Below are 21798 nucleotides of genomic sequence, written 5' to 3' on the forward strand. Positions count from 1 at the left end.
AGCATGAAGAAAAAGAAAAATACACAAAAGATTATATACAAATTGTTTGTTTCCTTCGGAGTACCTATTATTTTAAGTGTCCTTTTAGGTGTTGTGTCGTATAACGTTGCAGCAAAGGCAATTGTAGAACAATGTACGGATTCTCTTGTGAAAACAATAAGTGCAGTTCAGCTGTATACGAATGCGACATTGCAAAATGTAGAAATAAAGGCAAAAGAAATTATAAATAATGAGGATGTTGTTAATTATTATAAGCGGCATTGGGGCAAGAGTACCGGAGAATCCAAAAAGACTTTTAGAGAAGCCGAAAAGCTGCTCGGGCAAATGAAAGAAAACTCAGCAGCAATCGGTGCATATCATATGTTCGCGGAAAATGGAGAAAGTATTTCTTCGTCAAGAGAAGAAGGCAGCAACTTTTATGAAAAGTATAAAACGTATATGGAAAAAGCCACTGACAGTGGAGGGGGAAGCTGGTATATAACGAACAATTCATTGATAGAACCGGAGGTACAAGAATCAGTATTGGCATATATGATAAAAATGCCGGAATCAGAAGTGTTCTTGTTTATTGAACTATCTAAAGATGAGACAGATAAAATATTGAAAGAATTATCGGCAGAAAAGGGAAGTATTTGTGCGATTATTCATCGGGATGGTACGGAAATCACAATGAAAGACGGTATAAATGAGATTCCGGTATTCTCTGAGATTAAAGAAGCTTTGGGCGATATATCGCAAGAAAAAAAGGAAATTCAATATAAGGATACTGCTTATTTGCATGTTTCCAAAGACATGGAAGGAACAGATCTGTCGCTGGCTGTGTTAATTCCAATAAAAAATGTCGTAGAGAAAGTAAGTGGTATAAAAAGTGTTACCGCTGTCATTATTGTGCTGATTACTTTTATATCTTTATTGATTGGATTTACCATATCCAGGGGAATCAGCAGGGAAATTAAGAACGTGTGCAAGACCCTTTCAGATTGCGGAGAGGGTAATTTAGCAATCCGCTACCGGACAAAAAGAAAAGATGAATTTCAGGTTTTAAGTACAAGTCTGGATAACATGTTGAAAAAGGTAAAGGGAATATTGACGAATATTCTGGAATTCAATAAGGAGGTTATTAATTCTTCCAACGAAGTATCGGATAAGGCAGAAAAGGTGCTCATTTCCACGCTTGAAATAGATAAGGAAATTGAGAACATTGAAAAGGGCGTTCGGGAACAGGCGAATGATTCAGAAAAAAGCATGGAGAAAATGTGTGAATTTACCGATAAGGTGAAGTCTGTCGCAGAAAATACAAAAGAAATAGAGATAACCGTACAGGATGTAGAGGCTGTGACAAAGGAAGGAATCGGCCTAATCGATAAATTGAAAGATAAGACCAATGATACAGCCGAAATCACAGCAATTCTTGCGCAGGATATTTCTGATGTCATGAAGAACTCGGAGAATATAAGTCATATAACCGTTACCATTAATGGGATTGCACAGCAGACCAATCTATTAGCTTTGAATGCTTCTATAGAAGCGGCGAGAGCGGGCGAAGCGGGGAAGGGTTTTTCCGTAGTTGCGGAGGAAATAAGAAAGCTTGCAGATCAGGCATTACAGGCAAGCAGCGAAATAGAAAACATGGTTAAGCAGATACGGATTTCCTCTGAGAAGACGGAAGATTCCGCGAATAAGACGGAGGAAAATATAAGAGTTCAGAATGATTCTTTGGCTAAGATAATACGTCTGTTTTATCATATCAACGGCTTCGTGGAAGTCCTGGTGGATAAGCTGTCGAATATTCACCAGGACACAGGTTTTTTAGAAAAAGACAGTACTGTTATCTTAGACTCCATCCGAAGCATAGCGGCAGTCGCGGAAGAAATTTCTCTTTCTACACAAGAAACATCGGCCACAACAGAGAGCCTGGTAGGACTTATTAAAGGATTTGCAAAAGAGGCTCATGAATTAAAGGGAAAGACCGAGGACTTGCATCAAACAATAAGTATATTCAACATGTAAAAGTTAAGTGTCTTATTGTGATACGGTAAATAAGGAATAGAAATATTCCTTTTTATCCATCAATTCTGCAAAGGTACCGTGTTCTTCTACTTTGCCATTTCGAAGAACGAGGATTTCGTCGTATTTGCGAAGCAAAGCTTCTTCCAAGCGATGAGTTACGATAATTCTGGTTAGGCCGGAGATAGAGAGAATGGAGTTAGTTACCGAAAAGGCAGTCTCCGCATCTAAGGCAGCGGTCGCCTCATCCACTAACATGACCGGAGTGCCGCGGAGAAGACAGCGTGCGATAGAGATGCGCTGTCTCTCGCCCCCCGAAAGACCGTTTCCATTTTCTCCGCATTCGTAGCTGCTTCCTCTTTCCTCAATAAAAGGGGATAGGCCGGACATTGCGATGGCATGATGTAACTTCTCCTCATCGAAGTTACGAAACATAGTAATATTATTCTGCACAGAGCTGTTGAATACAAAAACATTCTGCTGAACAATGGAAACAAGATCATAAAGGGAATCCAGGCTGAGTGTGCGAAGTTCATTGCCGTCGAAAAGTATTTCTCCCTCATAATCTTCCCGGCTTCCGATGAGGAGATTGAGAAGAGTTGACTTCCCGCTTCCGGAGGCACCTACAACTGCATAGCTTTTACCGGCTTCGAAACGCATGTCGATATGATCTAATATCGGTGTGCTTTTTTCGTAGGAAAAGGAGAGATCTTTTAATTCGATAGCTCTGTTTAATTGTTTGTTTATCTGTTTGCCATCTCTTTGTATATTGGAATGGACGGCATCTGCAAGTTTGTCGATAAGAGCATTTGCGGCCTTGCGGTTAGCCAGAATCTGTGGGACATCAGCAATTGGTGTGATCACGAAGTTCATAAGCTGTACGAAGACGATAACAATGCCGGCAGTGATGCTTTGCTGTGTAAGTGCGAGGTAGGAACCGAATAGAAAGACACCGAATTGTGCAGTCAGTCCGGCCATAAAGCCGATAATCATAATCATAGTTTCTGTCATGCGCCGCCTGCACTTGGCTTCCTCGGTAGAGGTATTGCGTTCGGCAAAAAGGCGGATAACTTCAATCTCAGCCTTAAAGCTTTTAATCACCGAGAAGCCGGTCAGGATATCTTTGACTGCTCCTATAAAACTCTCATTTTTATCGGATACTTCTTTTTCCTGAATGGCCAACCGGTTGCCTGTTAAAAGGGAGGCAATAACCGGAAGCAGGGAGAGAAGGAAAGCTACCAAAGTTAGAATGGGGCTGTAATATAACATTAAGGCAAAAGCACCGACGAACATCACTGATTCCTTTATTAAAGTGAAAATCTTCAGCAGATAGTTGTTCTCAATGCTAAGTACATCGTTGGACAAGGCGGAGAGGTAAGTGGAAGTATTCTCCGTATGGAATGAGTGAATGCTTTTCTGAGCAATTTTCTGAAAGGCAAAATCCTTATATTGGATGATAGCTTTCTTGATGAAACGAGGACAAGAGTAGTATTCAATCATAAGAACGAAAAAGGTTGCCGCAACAATAATAATAAAAATATAGGTAATCCGTAAAATGCCATATTGAGTGTTACCTGAGATAGAATCGATAATTTGCTGCATAATCCATGAAATGAGCAGATTGGAGCAGCCTAATAAAATAGTGGCAGCTACAGAGAGAAGAAAAGCTCCTTTATTATGCAGATAAAATTGTTGTGTGAATTCTTTGCGCCGTGTCGGCATTTTACTTATTTTCTTCATCGATAAGTTTCCTCCAAAGTGTGTTGAGAATAGGATTAATATTTTCACGTAACATAAAAGCTTTCTTGAGTCCGGATAGGGCTGTTTCTCCGAAGTCATCTCCGATTGTCTGTGGTTTTCCGTGATAAAATCTAATATGAAGAGCATCGAAGCTCGGGTCTTTATCGAAACGGCGTGCAGCATCGATTGCCTGACTGAGATATTCCTCTGCTTTATCGGCATCGTTCATATCGGCAGCTGCTTGTGCACAGGAAAGGAAGAGTACAACTTGTGCCCGATCCATATAGCAAACTTGATCCGGATATTTTAAGCCGCAAATAGTCTCGTTCATCCATGACAAGATATCGATTGCTAATTCATAATTGCCGTGGTGGCTATAGTAGTCAGAGAGGCCAATCACCGTACGGAATACATTCAATACAGAGTCCAGGACGGTTTGGGAAAAATAAGGAAGAGCTTCTTCATGTCTTTTCAGTTGGGATAAGATGCAGCCAATCATACTATTATTAATACCACAGGCATTATACTTTCTCAAATGCTCTAAAGCGCGCTCACTATCTCCTAAAGATACATAGAGTTCGCCTATGCTGGTCTGGAGGGATAATTCGCTGATGGATGGGTCGGTGTTCTGAGAAATCAGACCGCATGCATGTTGAAACAGATTAATGGATTTGTGCAGCGCGGCCTGATCCCCTTTTTCTACACCCTTCATGGAATATAAAATAGCACTTTGATAAACTACATCAAAGCAGTTGGGAAAACGCTGCAGTGCCTTTTCGGCTTCTGCCTGGCCCTCTTCATAATTTTTCTTAAGTAATAATTCCCGTATCTTCCCGGCGGCGAGTTCTGTAGTGCGAGTGGTTGGCTGATAACCCAGAAGAACATCTACCGATATCTCAAAGAAGTCAGCCAATACAGGGAGCATATTGATATCCGGATTCGACATACCGGATTCCCATTTCGATACCGCACCTACAGTAACTCCCATGGCCTCAGCTAATTGTTCCTGCGTCAGTGAGAAAGACTTGCGGTGTTTACGGATATTTTCATTTAATGTAAGTTTCATAGGAATCTCCTTGTGAAGAAATATTAGGTAATTGAGAAATTATACTTTTACTTAGTTAGGTTTGTGAAGGGATTTCGCTTGGCAGCTTTTGTTTTCCTTCCGGTGCGCGCAGTTGTTATTTTCTGGAATGAAACGAGGAGGAGTGAGGATTCGCCCGGGGCGGAAGCAAGGTACTTCCATGTACCGTGCTTCCTAAACACCGCCTCCATGCGGTGTTTGCCCTGGATTCTCGAACGTTTCATTAAGAAAATAGGAACCGCTTGCTGACAGGAAGTAAAACAAAACTGCCAAGCGAAATCCTAATAAAGGCTGTGAAATGGTACATAAAGCTAGTAGAAATTATACATTTCATAATTTCGTATTACTTTGTACTGAGTATGAAAAGTAATGTGTAATTTATAGTGATTAATGCTATTATATATGATGTAAAAATAGATTTGAAGATAATGAATGGAAAGATAGTAAAAAAATATTTTTACTGTTAGTATAATTTGATAAAGTAAAAATGGATATGTTATACTATAGAGAAAACAGGATTCGCCCGTGTTGATTTGGAATCCGTCAAGCAAACTGCTTGCATTTTCTTAATGGAATCTAAATAACCCAGGGTAAATGCCACAAGGATGTGGCATTTAGGAAGCCGGTACAAGGATGTACCTGCTGACGCCCCGGCTGCCACTAATATGTAACGATTCCATTTAGAAAATACAGCAGTGTGCGCCCGGCATTCAAATCAATACGGGCGAATCCGTCCCATCGATAGCACAAGGCTGTATATGAAACAATAGAAATAGGAAAGGAAATAAAAGCGAACATGAAAACGGAAATTATATCACTGGGAGAAATACAAATAGAAAAAATAGAAATGGATGGGAATACGATAGCTTACATCAGAAGTGATTCCCCGATACTTACTGATGTGCAGTCGGCCTTAGATTTAATAGCAACGGTGGATTATCAGACAGGATGCAGCAATCTGATCCTCGACAAAGAGAGTATTGTGGAAGAATTCTTTGACTTAAAGACGCGCCTTGCAGGGGAAATCATACAAAAATATGTGAACTATAGGGTCAGACTTGCGATCGTCGGCGATTTTTCCGGATACACGAGCAAGGCTTTGCGCGATTTTATCTATGAGTGCAATCATGGAAAAGATTTATTTTTTGTTTCCGATAAAGAGGAGGCATTGAAGAGGCTTCTGTAGAGGAAGCCCTTTTTGCTATTTAATTATGTGGGAGGCGAATGACGAAAGTAGTTCCGTTGTCTCCGGTCTCGGAGACTTCGATGGTACCTTGGTGCAAATGAATTATTTTATTTACGAGGGCTAATCCCAGGCCGTTGCCTTGCGTGGTATGAGATCTGTCGCCTTGGTAAAACTTATCGAAGATACGTTCCAGGGAGTCCGCTTCGATTCCGCAGCCCTGATCTGTGAAGCGGAAGATAGTTTCTTTTTCTTCTTGGCGAATCATGATTTCAATAGCGGAATATTCCGGTGAGAATTTAATCGCATTATCCAGCAGGTTGATCCATACTTGCCTAAGCAGTTCTTCGCAGGCATAGATAGGAATCTCTTCACATTCCAGATAGATTTCCATATGTTTACCGGACCATTTATTTTCGAGAAGTGCTACTGCGCGGCGTATTTGCTCGCTTACATTGTAAGTGGTCTGTCCGGAAAGAATAGTCTGATTCTCGACCTTGGACAGATTTAGAACGTTGGTAGCCAGCTCGGAGAGGCGGGTTGATTCTGTAATAATGATATCCAGATATTCGTCCCGCTCTTCTTTTGATAAGTTTTCATATTTCAGTATTTTTGCGAAGCCCAACATGGAGACGATGGGTGTTTTGAACTCGTGGGAGAAATTATTGATGAAATCGGTACGGAGCATTTCCGTATTTCCCAATTCCTCTGCCATATGGTTGAAACTATCGTTTAAGCTTCGCAGCTCTTTATTGGCTTCATTTAAGTTAAGGCGTACCGTAAAATCTCCGCCGGCCAGACGATCGGTAGCGGTAATTACCTTCCGCAGAGGGGAAAAGGGGATCTTGCTGAAGATAACGGATAGCAGGGTGGCGACGATGATGGAAGAGATTGCCCAATGGAAAAAGGGACCGCGAGCGAAATGGAAGTAGTAGAAGCCAATACGCACTAGGAACGCGGTAGAAAAAAAGACGATGATAATAGAAAAAAGCATAATAAGAAACACGATGACCGCGAAGAAGAAAGATAGCGGTACTTTTTTTAAGTTTTTTATGGTAGATTTAATCACAGTTTTTCACCACCTTGTATCCAATACCTCTGATGGAAACAATATCGAACTCAGGATAATGTTCGAATTTTTTCCGGAGGCGGTTAATGTGCACATTTACCGTAGCATCGGTCGTTTCTGAATCCATGCCCCATATTTCATCCATAAGCTGAATTCGTGTAAAGATTTTATCGGGATAGGATAATAACTTATAGAGAAGATAGAACTCCTTTTGAGGAAGCGTCTGAGATTCACCCTCTCTGGAAACGGTGAATGCATCGTAATCCAGGGAAATCTTGCCGATGGTCAGCTTGTGTTCATTGACAATTTTGGCACGGCGAAGAAGAGCCTTGATGCGAAGAAGCATTTCCTCTTCATTCACCGGCTTTACCATGTAGTCATCGGTACCTACGATAAATCCCTTATATTTATCTTCTTGAAGCTGCTTTGCAGTGAGCATAAGAATGGGAAGTATATTGCCTGCATCTCTTAGCTGTCTTGTGAATTCGTAGCCATCCATCTGCGGCATCATAATATCCAGAACAATCAAATCGATATGCTGCTTGTCCATTAATTCCAGGGCGGCAAGACCATTACCGGCACAGAACACTTCGTAACCTGCATGGGTCAATATGGTACTGAGCAGCTTCGCCGTATGTTTATCATCTTCTACGACCATAATATGAAACATAAATTCCTCCTGTTGTACTACCTCTTTCTACTCATTCTACCATAAAAAATAAACTCTGAATAAACTAAATAAAATTTCTATTATATGTGCATATAGTTTATTTTCGGTTTATTGAACTCGTGTATAGTGTCAGAGAATATTACGAAAAAGAACGGACTTGGAAGGAGTAGAATTCTTAAAATGGCAAAGGTTAAGGAATTATTGACAAAACACAAAAAGCTGGCAATACTGCTTTGCGTTATTATCGTGCTCGCAAGCGGTGTATTAGCGGTAAGAGCACAGGTGAAAAAAGGTATGGAAGCGATGAATGCGGCTATGAATAAACAGGAAATAGCAGCGGTCGAAAGACGTTCACTGGTAAGCTCCATCTCGGCGACAGGAACGATTGTCAGTGCAGAAAGCAGGGATATTGTGGTCAATTTGTCTGGGATTGAAGTGGAAACAGTGGCTGTGGAAGTGGGAGACTCAGTAATAGAGGGTGATATTCTGTTGGAGTTCGATTCTACGGATATTGAAGAGAGCTTGGAAGATGCGAAAACTGCTCTCAATGCGAGTGGGGGGCGATCTGACATTTCTGTTTCTTCTTCGGAAAGAAGTCTTCAGGAGGCGCAGGCTACGAGGGATATTAATGCCGAACGGGCAAACCAGGACGTGGCAGATGCATGGAATGACTATTTAGAAGCCTTGACGGATCTGGAAGAGGCGGAGGGTGACTATGAGGATGCGAAGCAAACGACAATTGAAAAAAAGGGAGAGTTGGAAGGCAGTCAGGCGAGATCTTCGGAAGCTCAGTCGAAAATGACAGAAGCGCAAGCTCTTATGGAATCCTTATCCGGTCAATTCGATAGTATTGTTGCACAGATGAACGAAACTTATCCGGAATATAGTAGCCAATTTAATGAAAAATTACATATCGGATCTTCGGAGTTGAGTGGTTTAAGCAGTACAAATCTGGTGCCGGATGAGGCGACAGAGGCGAAAGCATATGTGGATGGAAAGCTGGTTGACTTAATCGGGATAAGCAATCAGTATCATACGGCGAAAGGCACCTATGACACTGCTGCTGCTTCGTATAATAGCAGCAGTGCAGAAATTGCGAGCTGGCAGAGCAAGTATGCTACAGCCCAGGGTAATGAAGCGACTTATGAAAAGGCGATAGATGCTGCGGAAAGTGCCGTAGATAATATGCTCAATGCTTATAATAATCAGGTGAGAAGTCAGGAAGACAGCACGAGGAATAACGCCAGCACGGTGGCTGCCAAAGAAGACGGACTGAAAAGTGACAAGCTGACAGCATCTACAGCGACTCTTTCCGATAAGAAACAGGTGAAACAGTATGAGACTCAGTTAGAGGACTGTATCGTAAAAGCCCCCTTTGCCGGTGTGGTGACGGCAGTGAATGTAGAAGAGGGAGATATGTATAAAGGAGATACCCTCATTACCATAGAGGATACGAGTGCTTATGAAGTATCCGCTGAAATCGATGAATATGATATCAGCAGTATTGAACTCGGACAGAAGGCTGTGATTAAGACAAATGGTACGGGAGATGCACAGCTCGATGGTATGGTAACTGATATTGCGCCGAGAGCAACACAATCCACAGGAACAGATGTTACTTATAATATAAAGATATCGGTAGATACGAAGAACGATGACCTTCGCCTGGATATGACAGCTAAGCTGAGCATTATTTTAGAAAGCAAGGATAATATCGTTACGGTACCTTATGATGCTGTTCAGACCGATGACGAAGGTAAGAAATATGTGGAAGTGGTAAATGAGACTGCCGAAGGGGAGGAAGTTTCACAAGATTCGGAAGAGGCACAGACTCCTGAAAATACAACGATACCTGCCAATACACGAGGACCGGAAGGGGCTTCGGGAAGAACGAATACGAAGAAGGTGTACATAACGACAGGAATTGAGAGCGACTATTACGTGGAAGTGGAAAGCGGTGAGCTGACCGAGGGTATGCAGGTAGTGGTGCAGGCGGCAGAACAGAGTCTTAATATGGAGAATATTATGAGGATGCAAGGGCCGATGGGAGGTTTTTAATTTATGGAAAAGAAACCAATCATAGAACTTGACAGCATTATTAAGCGTTTCTACATCGGGCAGCCTAATGAATTACAGATATTGAACGGTATTTCACTAACTGTGCGCCAGGGAGAATTCGTTTCCATCGTAGGAGCTTCAGGATCGGGGAAATCCACCTTGATGAACATTATCGGCATTTTGGACCGGCCCACGGAAGGAAGCTACATATTGGATGATGTAAATGTGATAGCAGCTAAGGACGAAAGCCTCTCTAAAATAAGAAACCGAAAGATAGGATTTGTTTTTCAGACTTATAACCTTATTGCGAGAACGAATGCGATTAAGAATGTGGAAATGCCCATGCTATATGCAGGGATGGGAAGAAGAGCGAGAGTGGAGCGAGCGAAGGAACTGCTGGATATGGTGGGTATGGGAGACCGAATGCACCATTTGCCGGAAGAGCTTTCCGGCGGGCAGAAGCAAAGGGTGGCGATAGCCCGCGCTATGTGCAACAATCCGGCGATTATTCTGGCGGATGAGCCGACAGGTGCGCTGGATTCCCAGACGGGGCGCATGGTCATGGATCTTTTTCACCAGCTCCATGAAGAACAGGGCAAGACGATTGTATTGATTACTCATTCCCCGGAACTTGCGGAGGAAACAGAGAAAATCATTACTCTGAAAGACGGCTCTATTATCGGAGAAAGGACGGGCAGGGGAAGAGCATGATAATTATTGAAAATATACGGCTGGCCCTGTCTAGCTTAAAAGCGAATAAAATGCGGGCACTTCTGACAATGCTTGGAATTATCATAGGAATTGCTTCCGTTATCGCTATTATGACAGTAGGAAATTCTCTTACATCCTCTATCACGAGCTCTATGTCCGCGATGGGTGCTAATAATATAACGGTAGGATTGCAGCAGAGGGTGGATGAGGAAGAGGAAACAGAGAGTGGGATGACCTTTGGCGGCAGAAGAGATCAGCAGAAGGTACCGGAGGAAGAGGATTATTTCACCCTCGAAATGTTGGAAAGTTACTGTCAAATCTACGCGAATGAAGTCTATGCACTGTCCGCTTCGGAGAGTATAGGAAGCGGTAAGATTCAGGACGGGAATCTATACGCGAATATATCGGTTATGGGAGCGAGCCAGGGGTATTTTGCTGCGAACGATATCACCTTGCTTTCGGGACGTTTTTTCTCGGAAAAAGAAACGGAAAGCGGAAATAAAGTGGCGATAGTCTCGGATAAGGCAGTGAATAACATGTTCCAGGGGGATATGGAAAAGGCGATCGGAAGCACGATTCAGACGAATGTAAATGAAAGCTACGAAAGCTACATTATTGTCGGAGTATACGAATATGAAGAGTCGTCATTCAGCTTCTCCACTTCATCGGAAAAGGATATCACGACAAATGTATACGTGCCCCTTCAAACGGCACTGAACAAAAATCATAAGACCGGATATACAAGCTTCACAGTCATGACTACAGCCGGTATTGACTCGGATCAGTTTGCGAGTATTACGGAGAATTATTTCAATACATATTACAGAAATAATAGGGATTTCGAAGTATCCGCAATGAGCATGGCATCCATTGTGAGTGCAATGTCTGATATTATGGGGACAGTGACCACTGCGATCTCTGTGATTGCCGGCATTGCTTTGCTGGTAGGAGGAATCGGCGTTATGAATATTATGCTCGTTTCAATTACAGAGCGGACGAGAGAAATAGGTACGAGAAAGGCCCTCGGTGCCACGAATGGCTCTATTCGCCTTCAATTTATTGTAGAAGCGATCATCATTTGTATGATAGGCGGTATTATAGGGATTGCTCTTGGCATCGCAGGAGGAATATTCGGTGCGAACCTTATGGGTTCAGAAGCGGCAGTATCTGCCAGCAGCATCATAATTTCTCTTATATTCTCCATTGTGATCGGCGTGTTCTTCGGCTACTATCCTGCGAATAAGGCGGCGAAAATGGATCCCATTGAAGCATTACGGTATGAATAAACGATACAAACGGACATAAAGCATAAGCTTTAATGTCCGTTTGTCCGTTTGCCGGCAAAAAGGGTTCCGACTCTTTCTTCTTTAACAATATCGTATAAAGATGCTGGGTTGTTGCCGTTGGTAATAATAGTATCGATTCCCTGGGAAGTAGCAAGTCTGGCAGCCTGCAGCTTTGTTTTCATACCGCCTGTTCCGCGGCGGGACCCTGCACCGCCTGCCAAAGACAGTATATCTTCATCGATATCGGTAATGCGCTCGATAAGCTTAGCATCCGGATGAAGTCTTGGATCTTTGTTATAGAAACCATCGATATCGGAGAAAATCACGAGCTTTTTGGCACGGCATAAGACCGCTACTACCGAGGAAAGCATATCGTTATCTCCGAATAATCTATCTTCTGATTCAATTTCCGTATAGCTGACGGAATCGTTTTCGTTAACGATGGGAATAATTCCCATCTCCAGTAAGCTATCGAAGGTGTTCGTGAGATTTTCTTTTTTTTCTTCCATTTCGATATCTTCAGCATTTAAAAGAATCTGGGCAATTGTCTTATCATAGTCTCCGAAGAATTTATCGTATAAATACATAATACGGCATTGCCCAACCGCCGCAGAGGCCTGTTTTAACCGCATACTGGAAGGGCGGGTTTTCATATTCAGTTTATTGGCACCTACGGCAATTGCGCCGGAGGATACCAGGATAATTTCATATCCCATGTTTTGTACGTCCGCCAGTACGCAGGCAAGGCGGTCGAAGGAGCGCAAGTCATTTTGCCCCATATCGTTTGTTAAAGTGGAGGTTCCGACTTTGACTACAATTCTATTTTGGTACAGTCCCATTTTGTTTTCTCCCTGATGTCTTAAAATAATTGGTCTTCCCTTGTAAACTACATGTGGATAATGTATCATAAGCTAATAAATTACAAAAGTGAATGTTTGTAATGAAAAACATTATAAAAACAGATATATAAGGAAATTAATGTATGGATATGAATATTCAGAAATATATGGCATTTATAAGAATCGTAGAGTGTGGAAGCTTCACAAAGGCAGCGGACTCATTGAGCTATTCCCAATCAGGAATAAGCCGGATGATTAACGATTTGGAGAAGGAATGGGGCGTATCCCTGTTGGAGAGAGGACGCCAGGGAGTCAGGCTGACATCCGATGGGATGAAGTTACTGCCCTTTGTAAGAAGTATGTGCGAGGAATATCGTAAGTTAGAGCATCAGGTGGAGAAAATAAACGGCTTGCAGGCCGGACTTATTAGAATCGGTACCTTTTCGAGTGTAGCCACCCACTGGTTGCCTAATATCATCAAAGAATTCCAGAAAAGTTATCCTGAGATTGATTATGAACTCCTTCTTGGTGATTATGAAGAGATCGAGAGTTGGATTATGGAGGGGCGAGTAGATTGTGGTTTTCTTCGTCTCCCTACGCTGCCCGAGTTAGATACAGTTTTTCTGGAACAAGATAAACTGCTTGTAATTTTACCGGAGAATCATCCGATGGCGGATTGTGATTATTTTCCCATTCAAGCATTGTGTGACTATCCATTTATACTCTTGGAGCGAGGCGGCAAATCGGATGTTTCAGAGATATTTGAACGCTGGAATATTTCTCCTGAAGTACATTTTACGACATGGGATGACTACGCAATTATGTCCATGGTGGAAAGCGGTCTTGGAATCGCAATTCTTCCCCAGCTTATTCTGAAGCGTAACCCATACCGTATTATCATAAAGGAGTTAGAAGTACCGGCTTATCGTAAGCTCGGTCTGGCTCTTCGCAGCAAGAAGAACAACTCTTTGGCGATGAAACAATTTCTAAGCTACTTGGAATACAGATGAAGAAAGGCAGGGAGTTTCTAAAGCTCCCTGCCTTTCTTAAAATATTATACAATCTGTACACAAAAAGCGGTAGTTTGCGGTGGGATACTGGCTGTTTGGAAGCTGGCATGTTCCACACGTACCATCTGGCCGGCGCAAAGTGAGCATAGCCGGATAGGTCTGCCGCATTTATCGAGGATAACGGTTGCATCTGTAATGATGAATCGCATTTGCTGAGAAGGATTACAAGGTACTCCTGTAAGAAGGAAACCGTTTCTTACATCCGCATTCAGCACACGGGTAGTAGTTACACTTACTTCATCCTTTTTTTTCAGCACTGTGATCTCACAAGCATTGGCCTGTGGGGGAATACTTCTTGTCATATTGCTGGAAAACCGAGCGTCGATGCGCATACCCTTCTTAATTTCACAAAGGCACAAAGATTTGCCACGATGATCCACAATCTCGGTATTCCGGGTTACATTGAGCCTGAGGAGAGTTTTCTTGCTCTTACCGCAGTCGTCCTTTACAGAATAGGAAATCAATATATGCCCGGACATCCGGCTGTCAGTACATACGTCTTCTACGAGTGCGTTTTCTACGCACATAGTATCGCGGGGGCGCGACAACATTTGGTTGTTTACATTTGTATTGTTCATATAGGACCTCTGAGTTGTATGTTTTCTAATGTATTATATGCAACTGTTCGAAATGTGTCACATTAAGGCGGTATCTATATATTCGGTGATTTTTAATCACCGAATATATAGATACTGCCGGTGGATGCACACTCGCACGAAGTGGTATTTGGTCGCAAAGCGACTGTGCTCGGTGCAGACGGCGAATTTAATCGCCGTCTATATATAATATGAAAAATAGAAATACACGTTGACAAAACAAAGGTGACTGCATATAATACATATCAATATAGAAAAAGACGCAGACAAGGAATAGTAGCTATTTGAGAATTTACAGAGACCTGTTGGTTGGTGCGAAGCAGGAATTTGAAAATGGTGAACTCGCCTTCGAGTTACCGGCTGAAATAAAGTAGGCTGTGTCGGATGCCCACCGTTATTGGGGATAGATATTGATTGTGAACAATCTGTATCGAAAAAGCGCATACATAATTGTATGAACTAGAGTGGTACCGCGGAAGTGCTCCCTTTTCGTCTCTTGAATATCGGCAAGAGATAGAGGGAGCTTTTTTATGTAATTAGGAGAGTGCTCCTATTACATAAAGATGGAGCGCAGCTACGCGCACGGAACATAATCATACAAGGAGGATGCAATGATGAAAAGAAAAATTTATGTATTTGACACTACGCTGCGAGATGGGGAGCAGGTTCCCGGAGCGAAGCTGAATCTGGAAGAGAAGCTGGAGGTCGCGGCACAAATTGCTAAGATGAAAGTGGATATGATGGAGGTTGGATTCCCTTCCTCGTCGCAAGGGGATTTCGAGGCGGTAAGAGCAATCAGCCGTAAAATAGGGCAGGATGTATGTATTGCGGGGTTAGGGAGAGCTGTGGAGTCGGATATCGATACTATCTATGAGAGTATTCGCGATGCGCAAGATCCTTTGATTCATATAGTACTCGGTTCTTCAAAGGTACATGTATCGAAGAAATTACAGAAAACTCCTGAACAAATTATTGATATAGGTGCTTCTTCCGTACGGTATGCGAAAAGATATTTGCCTAATGTGCAGTATTCCCTTGAGGATGCCAGCCGGTCGGAATTCGAATATATGTGGAAAACGATAGAGGCAGTAGTAAAAGCAGGAGCCACAATTATTAACATACCGGATACGGTAGGGTATGCGGTCCCTGAGAAGTTCGGACAGTTGATTTATCGAATCAATGATAGATTGAAGAATTTGGATCCCAACGTGCTCTTAAGCGTTCACTGCCATAATGATACCGGACTTGCAACGGCTAATACTCTGGCAGCAGTACGTAACGGTGCGGATAAGGTGGAATGTACCGTCAATGGAATCGGAGAGAGGGCCGGTAATACTTCTTTGGAAGAAGTGGTAATGGGAATTCGGTTGCACGAAGATTATTATAATGGCTATACACAGATAGATACGAAGAAAATCTATGAAACCTCCCGCATTGTCAGTGCGACGATGGGATTGGACATACAAGTGAATAAGGCGATTACGGGAGAAAATGCATTCGCTCATTCTTCCGGAATCCATCAGGATGGCTTGCTGAAGTCGAAGGATGTCTATGAAATTATGGACCCGGAGACCGTAGGGGCACCGCCGATGGAACTCGTATTAACAGCCAGATCCGGGAAGCACGCATTCTTACATGTGACGGAGAAGCTTGGATTTGAGATAGAACAGGAACATACGACAGAGGTATTCGAACGTTTTTTGGCGCTGGCTGACCGTAAGAAGGAAGTATATGATAATGATATATTGGCACTGTTTAAAGATTGTCCGAATGTAAGGAGCGTCTTCGACAAGGAACTGTGGCAGCTCGAGGAATATCAGATGACAGCCACGAGCACACTTCCGACGGCTTCTGTGAAGCTGACAAAAGGAGATAGAGAGCTTGTGAAAAGCAGCGGTGGCGCAGGTGTGATCGATGCTTTGTATAGCGCTATTATGGATGCTGTCGGATACCCGATAGAATTGATCGAATATCGAATCAATAACTTGAGCAGGGGCAAAGGAAGTCTTGGAAAAGTCACGGTTCAAATCAAATATAATGATAAATTATATCAGGGAAAAGCGATTGAACAGGATGTGATGGAAGCGAGTGCTTTAGCATTTATTAATGCAGTCAACAAGACTGTCTTGGATGTCGAAAAGTAAAGAAAATATGTTACAGTTCAGCCATTAATATCGCGAGGAAGCCGTAGGTTGAATGGTGACAAAATAGTGCGAAAGTCACAGAAAAAAATTGAATAAACTAGAATTATAGGGTATAATCATATCATCTGTATAAGGGAAGAATAAAATCCGAATATATCCTCATGCTGGCTTTTTGAAAGTAAGAGGCGGTATTGATTAGATATGTTGGAGTACCAGAGAAGAAAGGATGAAATACTGTGATTTGGAAAGAAAAGTATAATCTTGGCGTTACCTTGATCGATGAGCAGCATCAGGAATTATTCAAGCGTGTGGATGCTTTCGTACAGACACTTCGCTCTTCCGCATCTTGGGAAGAAAAGGTGAAGAAAGTAAACGATACATTGGAATTCATGAATGGATATGTAGTAGAGCATTTTAAGGATGAAGAGGAATACCAGAGAAGAATTGGTTATCCCGGTTATGAAGAGCATAAAAAAGTGCATGATGATATGGTGAGCTACGTAGTTGAGATTACAGCAGAATATGAAAAAAGTGGTTATAACGAGCAGCTGATGCAGCAGTTTGGAGGCAAGCTTTTATCATGGCTAATTAATCATGTTGCGGCACAAGATCAGAAGATTGCTGATTATGCGATAGAAAAGGGGGTGGCTGAAGATGGCAGATAAACTTTATAAACCTTTCTTAGAAGCTACTCGCAATGTGTTTCAATTGATGCTTGATATGTCAGACTTGCATGAGCTTACATCAGAGGACACTCCTTATGAGGATGGGCTTGATATTTCTATCGGAATTGTTGGAGAAATGGAAGGAGAGGTTGTTTATCATTTCCCGGTTCACACCTCTTTAGGTATGGTTAATATTATGAGTGGTCTGGAGATGGAGACGGTAGATGAATTCGTTATCTCTGCTGTTTCAGAAATTGCCAATATTATTAGTGGTAACGTGTTGACTATGTTTGCGGAAACAGATGTGAAATGTGATATACTCACACCGAAACTATGCAAAGTGAGCGGAGATAGAGATGAATATACGACCTGCCGTATTCAGACGCCGGCGGGTGAGGTTTGTCTCGATATTTTGCTCAAGCCTGCCGCATAAACAGATAGAGTGATCCGAGGAATCCAGTAAGAATAAGGGCGTATTTTCTTTAGGAAAATACGCCTTTCTTTTCATCCCATAGGAAAGACCTTGTTACATTAAAGAACCGATTAATGCGCAGCTACGCGCGCGGAACAAAAGCTGTGCAGCCAAAGTTTTTGACTGCGAGAATAGGCAAAGCACACTTTTGTTCTGTTATGTAATAATATATATAATAGTACAGTATATTGGGGGATAAAAAGTATGGCCTATGAATATAGAGATACAGAAGAGGATGCAGAAAAGTTCAGCAGCCTACATATGCAAGAGGGATATAAAGAATACAAGAGAATTGAGGATGCCTGGCTTCTGCTCCATTATAAGATTGCCTTGGCTGTAGTGGTTTTCGCGTGTTTGAGTGAATTTATTATGGGAGCCATGTTGATTCGCTCTGATTTGCTGCAAACTACCATTCATATGTTTGTCTGGAAGTATGTTCTTGTGCCGAGTACGATTAACTTTATCTGCGTTGGAATAAATAGGATAGTAATGAAATCGGAAAAGCTGTCCAGAGTGAAGAAAATATATGTCATTTCTTTGAGCATTGTAGTGGTAGGATTTAATTTATTCACGGTACATTCAATTTTCTGGTCCACTTACAGTATTTTTCTAGGGGCAATTATGATGACAATGTTCTACGCCAACTACCGTCTGACCGGAGTTACAGTGATAATGAGTATGGTAGCTATTATAGTCTCGGAGCTATTTATCAAGTGGGATACGAGCAAAGTGGGTGTTTTCGATAGCTCAATCCGTATGGGGGATTTTGTACTTTCTCTGGTGATTCTTATCGTTTTTGCGGCTGCCTGCATGGTAGCGATACGGTTCGAGCGCGATAGGAACGAAGCGAGTATACAGATGGGGGTAGAGAGGTATCAGTTGCGCAAAAGCCTGCAGATGGATCAGATGACAGGTATTTTCAACCGGAAGGTGTTGCAGGACTTGTTAGAGAGCATTGAAGAAAACGGGGGGCATGAAAGATATATTCTGGCTATGCTGGACATCGATTATTTCAAAAGCATTAATGACAATTGGGGGCATCACTTCGGAGATAGATGCCTTATAAAGTTCGCCGAGATTTTGAAGGAAAATAGCGAAGGAGCGACATCATTCCGTTATGGAGGGGATGAGTTCAGTCTGTTGTTTTGTGATAAAAGTATAAATGAAGCGATAGTTATTTGTGAGAATATTAAGGCGAAGATGAATAAATTACACTTTGAAGATACACCTGAAGTAAGGCTGACGGTAAGCATCGGTCTTGCTGCCTATGAGGAAGAAATCGATATGGTTCGTCTCCTCGTTCAGGCGGATCACGCGCTTTATGACGCGAAGAGGACGAGAAATACAGTTAGGGTTTATAGCAAAGGAAAGTAATAATGTAAGAAGGGTTGGTTAGTGGTATGAAGATACAGAAGATAGATATGACAACTTATTCGAGGAAAGCCCATTTTGACTATTTTTGCTCCATGGGTTATCCTTATGTAGGATTGACCGCAAATGTGGATATAACTGATATTGTAAAATGTTCAAAAGAAAGAAACGAGTCTTTCTTTTTATACATACTTTACAGTGTGGGGAATGCGGCGAATTCGGTAAGGGAATTCAGACAGAGAATTGAAGGGAAAGAAATTATAGAATACGAAAACTGCATGACCTCTCATACAGTGATGAAGCCGGATGGAACTTATGCTTACTGTGAGGCTGATTCTACACTCAATTTCGAGGAATTTTTGCGGGTGACAGCCAAGAATCAGGAGAAGGTTGTTATAAAGGGCAGTTTGGAGGAAGAAAGTGACCCACGGTCATTAATTTTTATATCCTGCCTACCTTGGGTGAGTTACACTTCACTCGTACAACCGGTACCTTTTCCGGCAGATTCTAACCCCAGAATTACATGGGGAAAATATTTCCCAGAAGGGGAGAAACTGCTTCTCCCGGTCAGTGTTTTGGCACACCATGCTCTTATTGACGGTAAGCAGATAGCAGATTTCTATGAAAGTCTGTCTTTGCATTTGCGCAGGTTGGCAAGATAAGGAAGGAATAAAGTTAAAATAGCTACTTGAAAAGTTCATTTTCTTTACAATATTCACTGCGTGTTTGGCCGTAAAATAAATGGCAGAAAAAAATACTTGCAATTATGAAAAAGTAAAAGTATAATAAAACGCGTATGGACGGCAGATGGATATAAGGTTGGAGTTCCATGCAAATATTTATAGCAGCTTAAGCTGCATTATTGATTGAGTTAGAAGCTCAAATTTTATAAGTTGGTTACTTATAACCAGTTAACTAGTGTGTATACGACACATCAACTTGTGAAACGGTCAATAAGAGTATTAAAAGTGAAATATTTGCTATATAGACTCGAAAACCTGAATATCTGAATGCTAATAATAAAATATTTGTTGTCTTTTATAGGCTGCCGGTAGCGATATACCTTAGATAAAAGCGGTATTATGGGGTGGAGAATATCCTAATGTGCCGGGGTGTCTGAAGGAAATATCGAATTTGGTTGATATAACCGAAGGGAACCGGAAGCGCTTTCTGCAAAATAAACGATATCGGTGAAGTTTTTTTCGGAAGAGACAGTGGATAGAATAATTTTATAGCGAACAGAAAACGCAAGGTAAGAATGATGTATAACACATTCTTGCCTTTTTTTGTTTTTCTTTTGTGTGGCTATTTGAAGACATAGGAGGTGTATATGGTGATGGAGAAAACATCCATGGGAAATGGGAGCGGCGCGGCAAGAAGATTGTCGCAGGAAGAGGCTCCGATCTATGAAGCGTTGAAACGCTTCCGAAGAATGAGAATAGTACCCTTTGATGTTCCCGGGCATAAGCATGGGAGAGGGAATCCGGAATTGGTAGAATTGCTGGGAGAGAAATGTGTAAGTATGGATGTGAATTCCATGAAACCTTTGGATAACTTATGCCATCCGATATCTGTTATACGAGAGGCGGAGGAGCTGGCAGCGGAAGCTTTTCATGCGGCTCATGCATTCCTTATGGTGGGAGGGACCACTTCTGCCGTACAGGCGATGGTACTTTCCTGCTGCAAAAAGGGAGATAAGATTATCTTGCCGAGAAATGTACATAGGAGTGTGATCAATGCTCTTGTGCTTTGCGGTGCGAAACCAGTCTATGTGAATCCGGATGTGGATAAGAACTTAGGAATTTCACTCGGAATGAGAGTGTCACAGGTGGAACAAGCGATAGTGAGTAATCCGGATGCAGTAGCGGTTCTGGTCAATAATCCCACTTATTATGGCATATGCTCGGATCTGGGAACGATTGTGAAACTGGCACATGCGCATGGTATGAAGGTGCTGGCCGATGAAGCCCACGGGGCGCATTTATATTTTGGAGAGAATATGCCGATGTCCGCTATGGATGCAGGCGCGGATATGTCTTCTGTAAGCATGCATAAGTCAGGAGGAAGCCTTACCCAAAGTTCTCTGCTTCTGATCGGTTCTCAAATGAATGAAGGCTATGTACGGCAGATCATTAATCTGACGCAGACCACAAGCGGTTCCTATTTGCTTCTTTCCAGCTTGGATATCTCCAGACGAAATCTGGCTCTTAGAGGAAGAGAGTCCTTTGCCAGGGTGATGGAGCTTGCGCAGTATGCAAGAGAGGAAATTAACGCAATCGGAGGATATTATGCGTTTTCCAGAGAGTTGGTCAACGGAAATAGTGTTTATGATTTCGATAGTACGAAGTTATCCGTGCATACGTTGGAAATCGGCCTTGCAGGAATTGAAGTCTACGATATTTTACGGGATGAATACGATATTCAGATTGAGTTCGGCGATATCGGCAATATCCTGGCTTATCTTTCTATCGGTGACAGGAAGCAGGAGGTTGAGCGGCTGGTGAGCGCTCTTGCCGAGGTAAAGCGTTGCTACCATAAGGATAAGGCAGGAATGCTCACACAAGAATATATGGATCCTTGTGTGGTGATGACACCGCAGGAGTCTTTTTATGCGGAGAAGGAATCGCTTCCCCTTAGGGAGACGGAAGGCAGGGTCTGCAGTGAATTCGTGATGTGTTATCCTCCGGGAATTCCCATTTTAGCGCCCGGGGAAATGATAACCAAAGGAATCATCGAGTATATTTTATATGCCAAGGAAAAGGGCTGTTCCATGACCGGTCCTGAGGATGCAGATATTGAATATTTGAATGTTCTTAAGAAGATAAACTAGGAG

Annotated in this window: 18 protein-coding genes and 1 other annotated feature; of the genes, 12 read left to right on the forward strand and 6 right to left on the reverse strand. The window is 42.3% G+C overall.

The window, feature by feature from the left end:
• Positions 1-3: 3 nt before the first annotated feature.
• Positions 4-2010 (forward strand): methyl-accepting chemotaxis protein, encoded by a 2007-nt coding sequence (locus tag RBB56_RS11330; protein ID WP_306719065.1) that lies wholly within the window; start codon positions 4-6, stop codon positions 2008-2010.
• A 12-nt stretch (positions 2011-2022) separates the two neighbouring features.
• On the opposite strand, the gene RBB56_RS11335 is transcribed toward RBB56_RS11330, so the two are convergent.
• Positions 2023-3747: an ABC transporter ATP-binding protein gene (locus RBB56_RS11335; protein ID WP_306719066.1), complete on the reverse strand. Its 1725-nt coding sequence runs from the start codon at positions 3745-3747 to the stop codon at positions 2023-2025.
• Positions 3731-4813: a helix-turn-helix domain-containing protein gene (locus RBB56_RS11340; protein ID WP_306719067.1), complete on the reverse strand. Its 1083-nt coding sequence runs from the start codon at positions 4811-4813 to the stop codon at positions 3731-3733. Before RBB56_RS11340 ends, RBB56_RS11335 begins: the two co-directional genes overlap by 17 nt.
• An 814-nt stretch (positions 4814-5627) precedes the next feature.
• Between RBB56_RS11340 and RBB56_RS11345 the strand changes: the two genes are divergently transcribed.
• Positions 5628-6017: a DUF4180 domain-containing protein gene (locus RBB56_RS11345; RefSeq protein WP_306719068.1), complete on the forward strand. Its 390-nt coding sequence runs from the start codon at positions 5628-5630 to the stop codon at positions 6015-6017.
• Between the two features lie 19 nt (positions 6018-6036).
• Here the strand turns inward: RBB56_RS11345 and RBB56_RS11350 are convergent, their stop codons facing one another.
• Positions 6037-7083 carry a HAMP domain-containing sensor histidine kinase gene (locus tag RBB56_RS11350; RefSeq protein ID WP_306719069.1) on the reverse strand — a complete coding sequence of 349 codons (1047 nt, stop codon included), beginning with the start codon at positions 7081-7083 and terminating at the stop codon, positions 6037-6039.
• On the reverse strand, positions 7076-7753 hold the full coding sequence (locus tag RBB56_RS11355; protein WP_306719071.1) for a response regulator transcription factor: 678 nt from the start codon (positions 7751-7753) through the stop codon (positions 7076-7078). The genes RBB56_RS11350 and RBB56_RS11355 overlap by 8 nt, the downstream gene beginning before the upstream one ends.
• Positions 7754-7933: 180 nt before the next feature.
• Between RBB56_RS11355 and RBB56_RS11360 the strand changes: the two genes are divergently transcribed.
• Genes RBB56_RS11360 through RBB56_RS11370 form a run of 3 tightly spaced genes read left to right on the forward strand, consistent with a single transcriptional unit; the run spans position 7934 to position 11808 of the window.
• Entirely contained in the window at positions 7934-9811 is a 1878-nt protein-coding gene (locus RBB56_RS11360) for an efflux RND transporter periplasmic adaptor subunit (protein ID WP_306719072.1), read from the forward strand.
• A 3-nt stretch (positions 9812-9814) separates the two neighbouring features.
• Positions 9815-10522, forward strand: a complete 708-nt coding sequence (locus RBB56_RS11365; protein WP_306719074.1) for an ABC transporter ATP-binding protein — start codon at positions 9815-9817, stop codon at positions 10520-10522.
• On the forward strand, positions 10519-11808 hold the full coding sequence (locus RBB56_RS11370; protein ID WP_306719075.1) for an ABC transporter permease: 1290 nt from the start codon (positions 10519-10521) through the stop codon (positions 11806-11808). The genes RBB56_RS11365 and RBB56_RS11370 overlap by 4 nt, the downstream gene beginning before the upstream one ends.
• A gap of 29 nt (positions 11809-11837) precedes the next feature.
• Here RBB56_RS11370 and proB read toward each other — a convergent pair whose 3' ends face one another.
• On the reverse strand, positions 11838-12647 hold the full coding sequence (proB, locus tag RBB56_RS11375) for a glutamate 5-kinase (protein ID WP_306719076.1): 810 nt from the start codon (positions 12645-12647) through the stop codon (positions 11838-11840).
• 143 nt (positions 12648-12790) lie between these two features.
• Here proB and RBB56_RS11380 point away from each other — a divergent pair, with 143 nt between their 5' ends.
• Positions 12791-13657 (forward strand): LysR family transcriptional regulator, encoded by an 867-nt coding sequence (locus RBB56_RS11380; RefSeq protein ID WP_306719078.1) that lies wholly within the window; start codon positions 12791-12793, stop codon positions 13655-13657.
• A gap of 44 nt (positions 13658-13701) precedes the next feature.
• Here RBB56_RS11380 and RBB56_RS11385 read toward each other — a convergent pair whose 3' ends face one another.
• Positions 13702-14295 (reverse strand): hypothetical protein, encoded by a 594-nt coding sequence (locus RBB56_RS11385; protein ID WP_306719079.1) that lies wholly within the window; start codon positions 14293-14295, stop codon positions 13702-13704.
• A 272-nt stretch (positions 14296-14567) separates the two neighbouring features.
• Positions 14568-14813, forward strand: a binding site (T-box leader).
• A 111-nt stretch (positions 14814-14924) separates the two neighbouring features.
• Here RBB56_RS11385 and RBB56_RS11390 point away from each other — a divergent pair.
• The 6 genes from RBB56_RS11390 (at position 14925) to RBB56_RS11415 (ending at position 21795) form a co-directional block, all read left to right on the forward strand.
• Positions 14925-16457, forward strand: a complete 1533-nt coding sequence (locus RBB56_RS11390) for a 2-isopropylmalate synthase (protein WP_306719080.1) — start codon at positions 14925-14927, stop codon at positions 16455-16457.
• A gap of 236 nt (positions 16458-16693) precedes the next feature.
• The gene (locus RBB56_RS11395; RefSeq protein ID WP_306719081.1) at positions 16694-17122 is read left to right on the forward strand and encodes a bacteriohemerythrin; all 429 of its coding nucleotides are present in this window, start codon (positions 16694-16696) and stop codon (positions 17120-17122) included.
• The gene (locus RBB56_RS11400) at positions 17112-17555 is read left to right on the forward strand and encodes a chemotaxis protein CheX (protein WP_306719082.1); all 444 of its coding nucleotides are present in this window, start codon (positions 17112-17114) and stop codon (positions 17553-17555) included. Before RBB56_RS11395 ends, RBB56_RS11400 begins: the two co-directional genes overlap by 11 nt.
• A 243-nt stretch (positions 17556-17798) precedes the next feature.
• Positions 17799-18968: a GGDEF domain-containing protein gene (locus RBB56_RS11405; protein WP_306719083.1), complete on the forward strand. Its 1170-nt coding sequence runs from the start codon at positions 17799-17801 to the stop codon at positions 18966-18968.
• A gap of 26 nt (positions 18969-18994) precedes the next feature.
• Positions 18995-19627, forward strand: a complete 633-nt coding sequence (locus tag RBB56_RS11410; RefSeq protein WP_306719084.1) for a CatA-like O-acetyltransferase — start codon at positions 18995-18997, stop codon at positions 19625-19627.
• Positions 19628-20295: 668 nt separating this feature from the next.
• The gene (locus RBB56_RS11415; RefSeq protein WP_331525623.1) at positions 20296-21795 is read left to right on the forward strand and encodes an aminotransferase class I/II-fold pyridoxal phosphate-dependent enzyme; all 1500 of its coding nucleotides are present in this window, start codon (positions 20296-20298) and stop codon (positions 21793-21795) included.
• The last annotated feature ends 3 nt before the right edge of the window (positions 21796-21798 follow it).

It is taken from the genome of Kineothrix sp. MB12-C1 (assembly GCF_030863805.1).
In the GTDB taxonomy this organism is placed as follows: Bacteria; Bacillota; Clostridia; order Lachnospirales; family Lachnospiraceae; genus Kineothrix.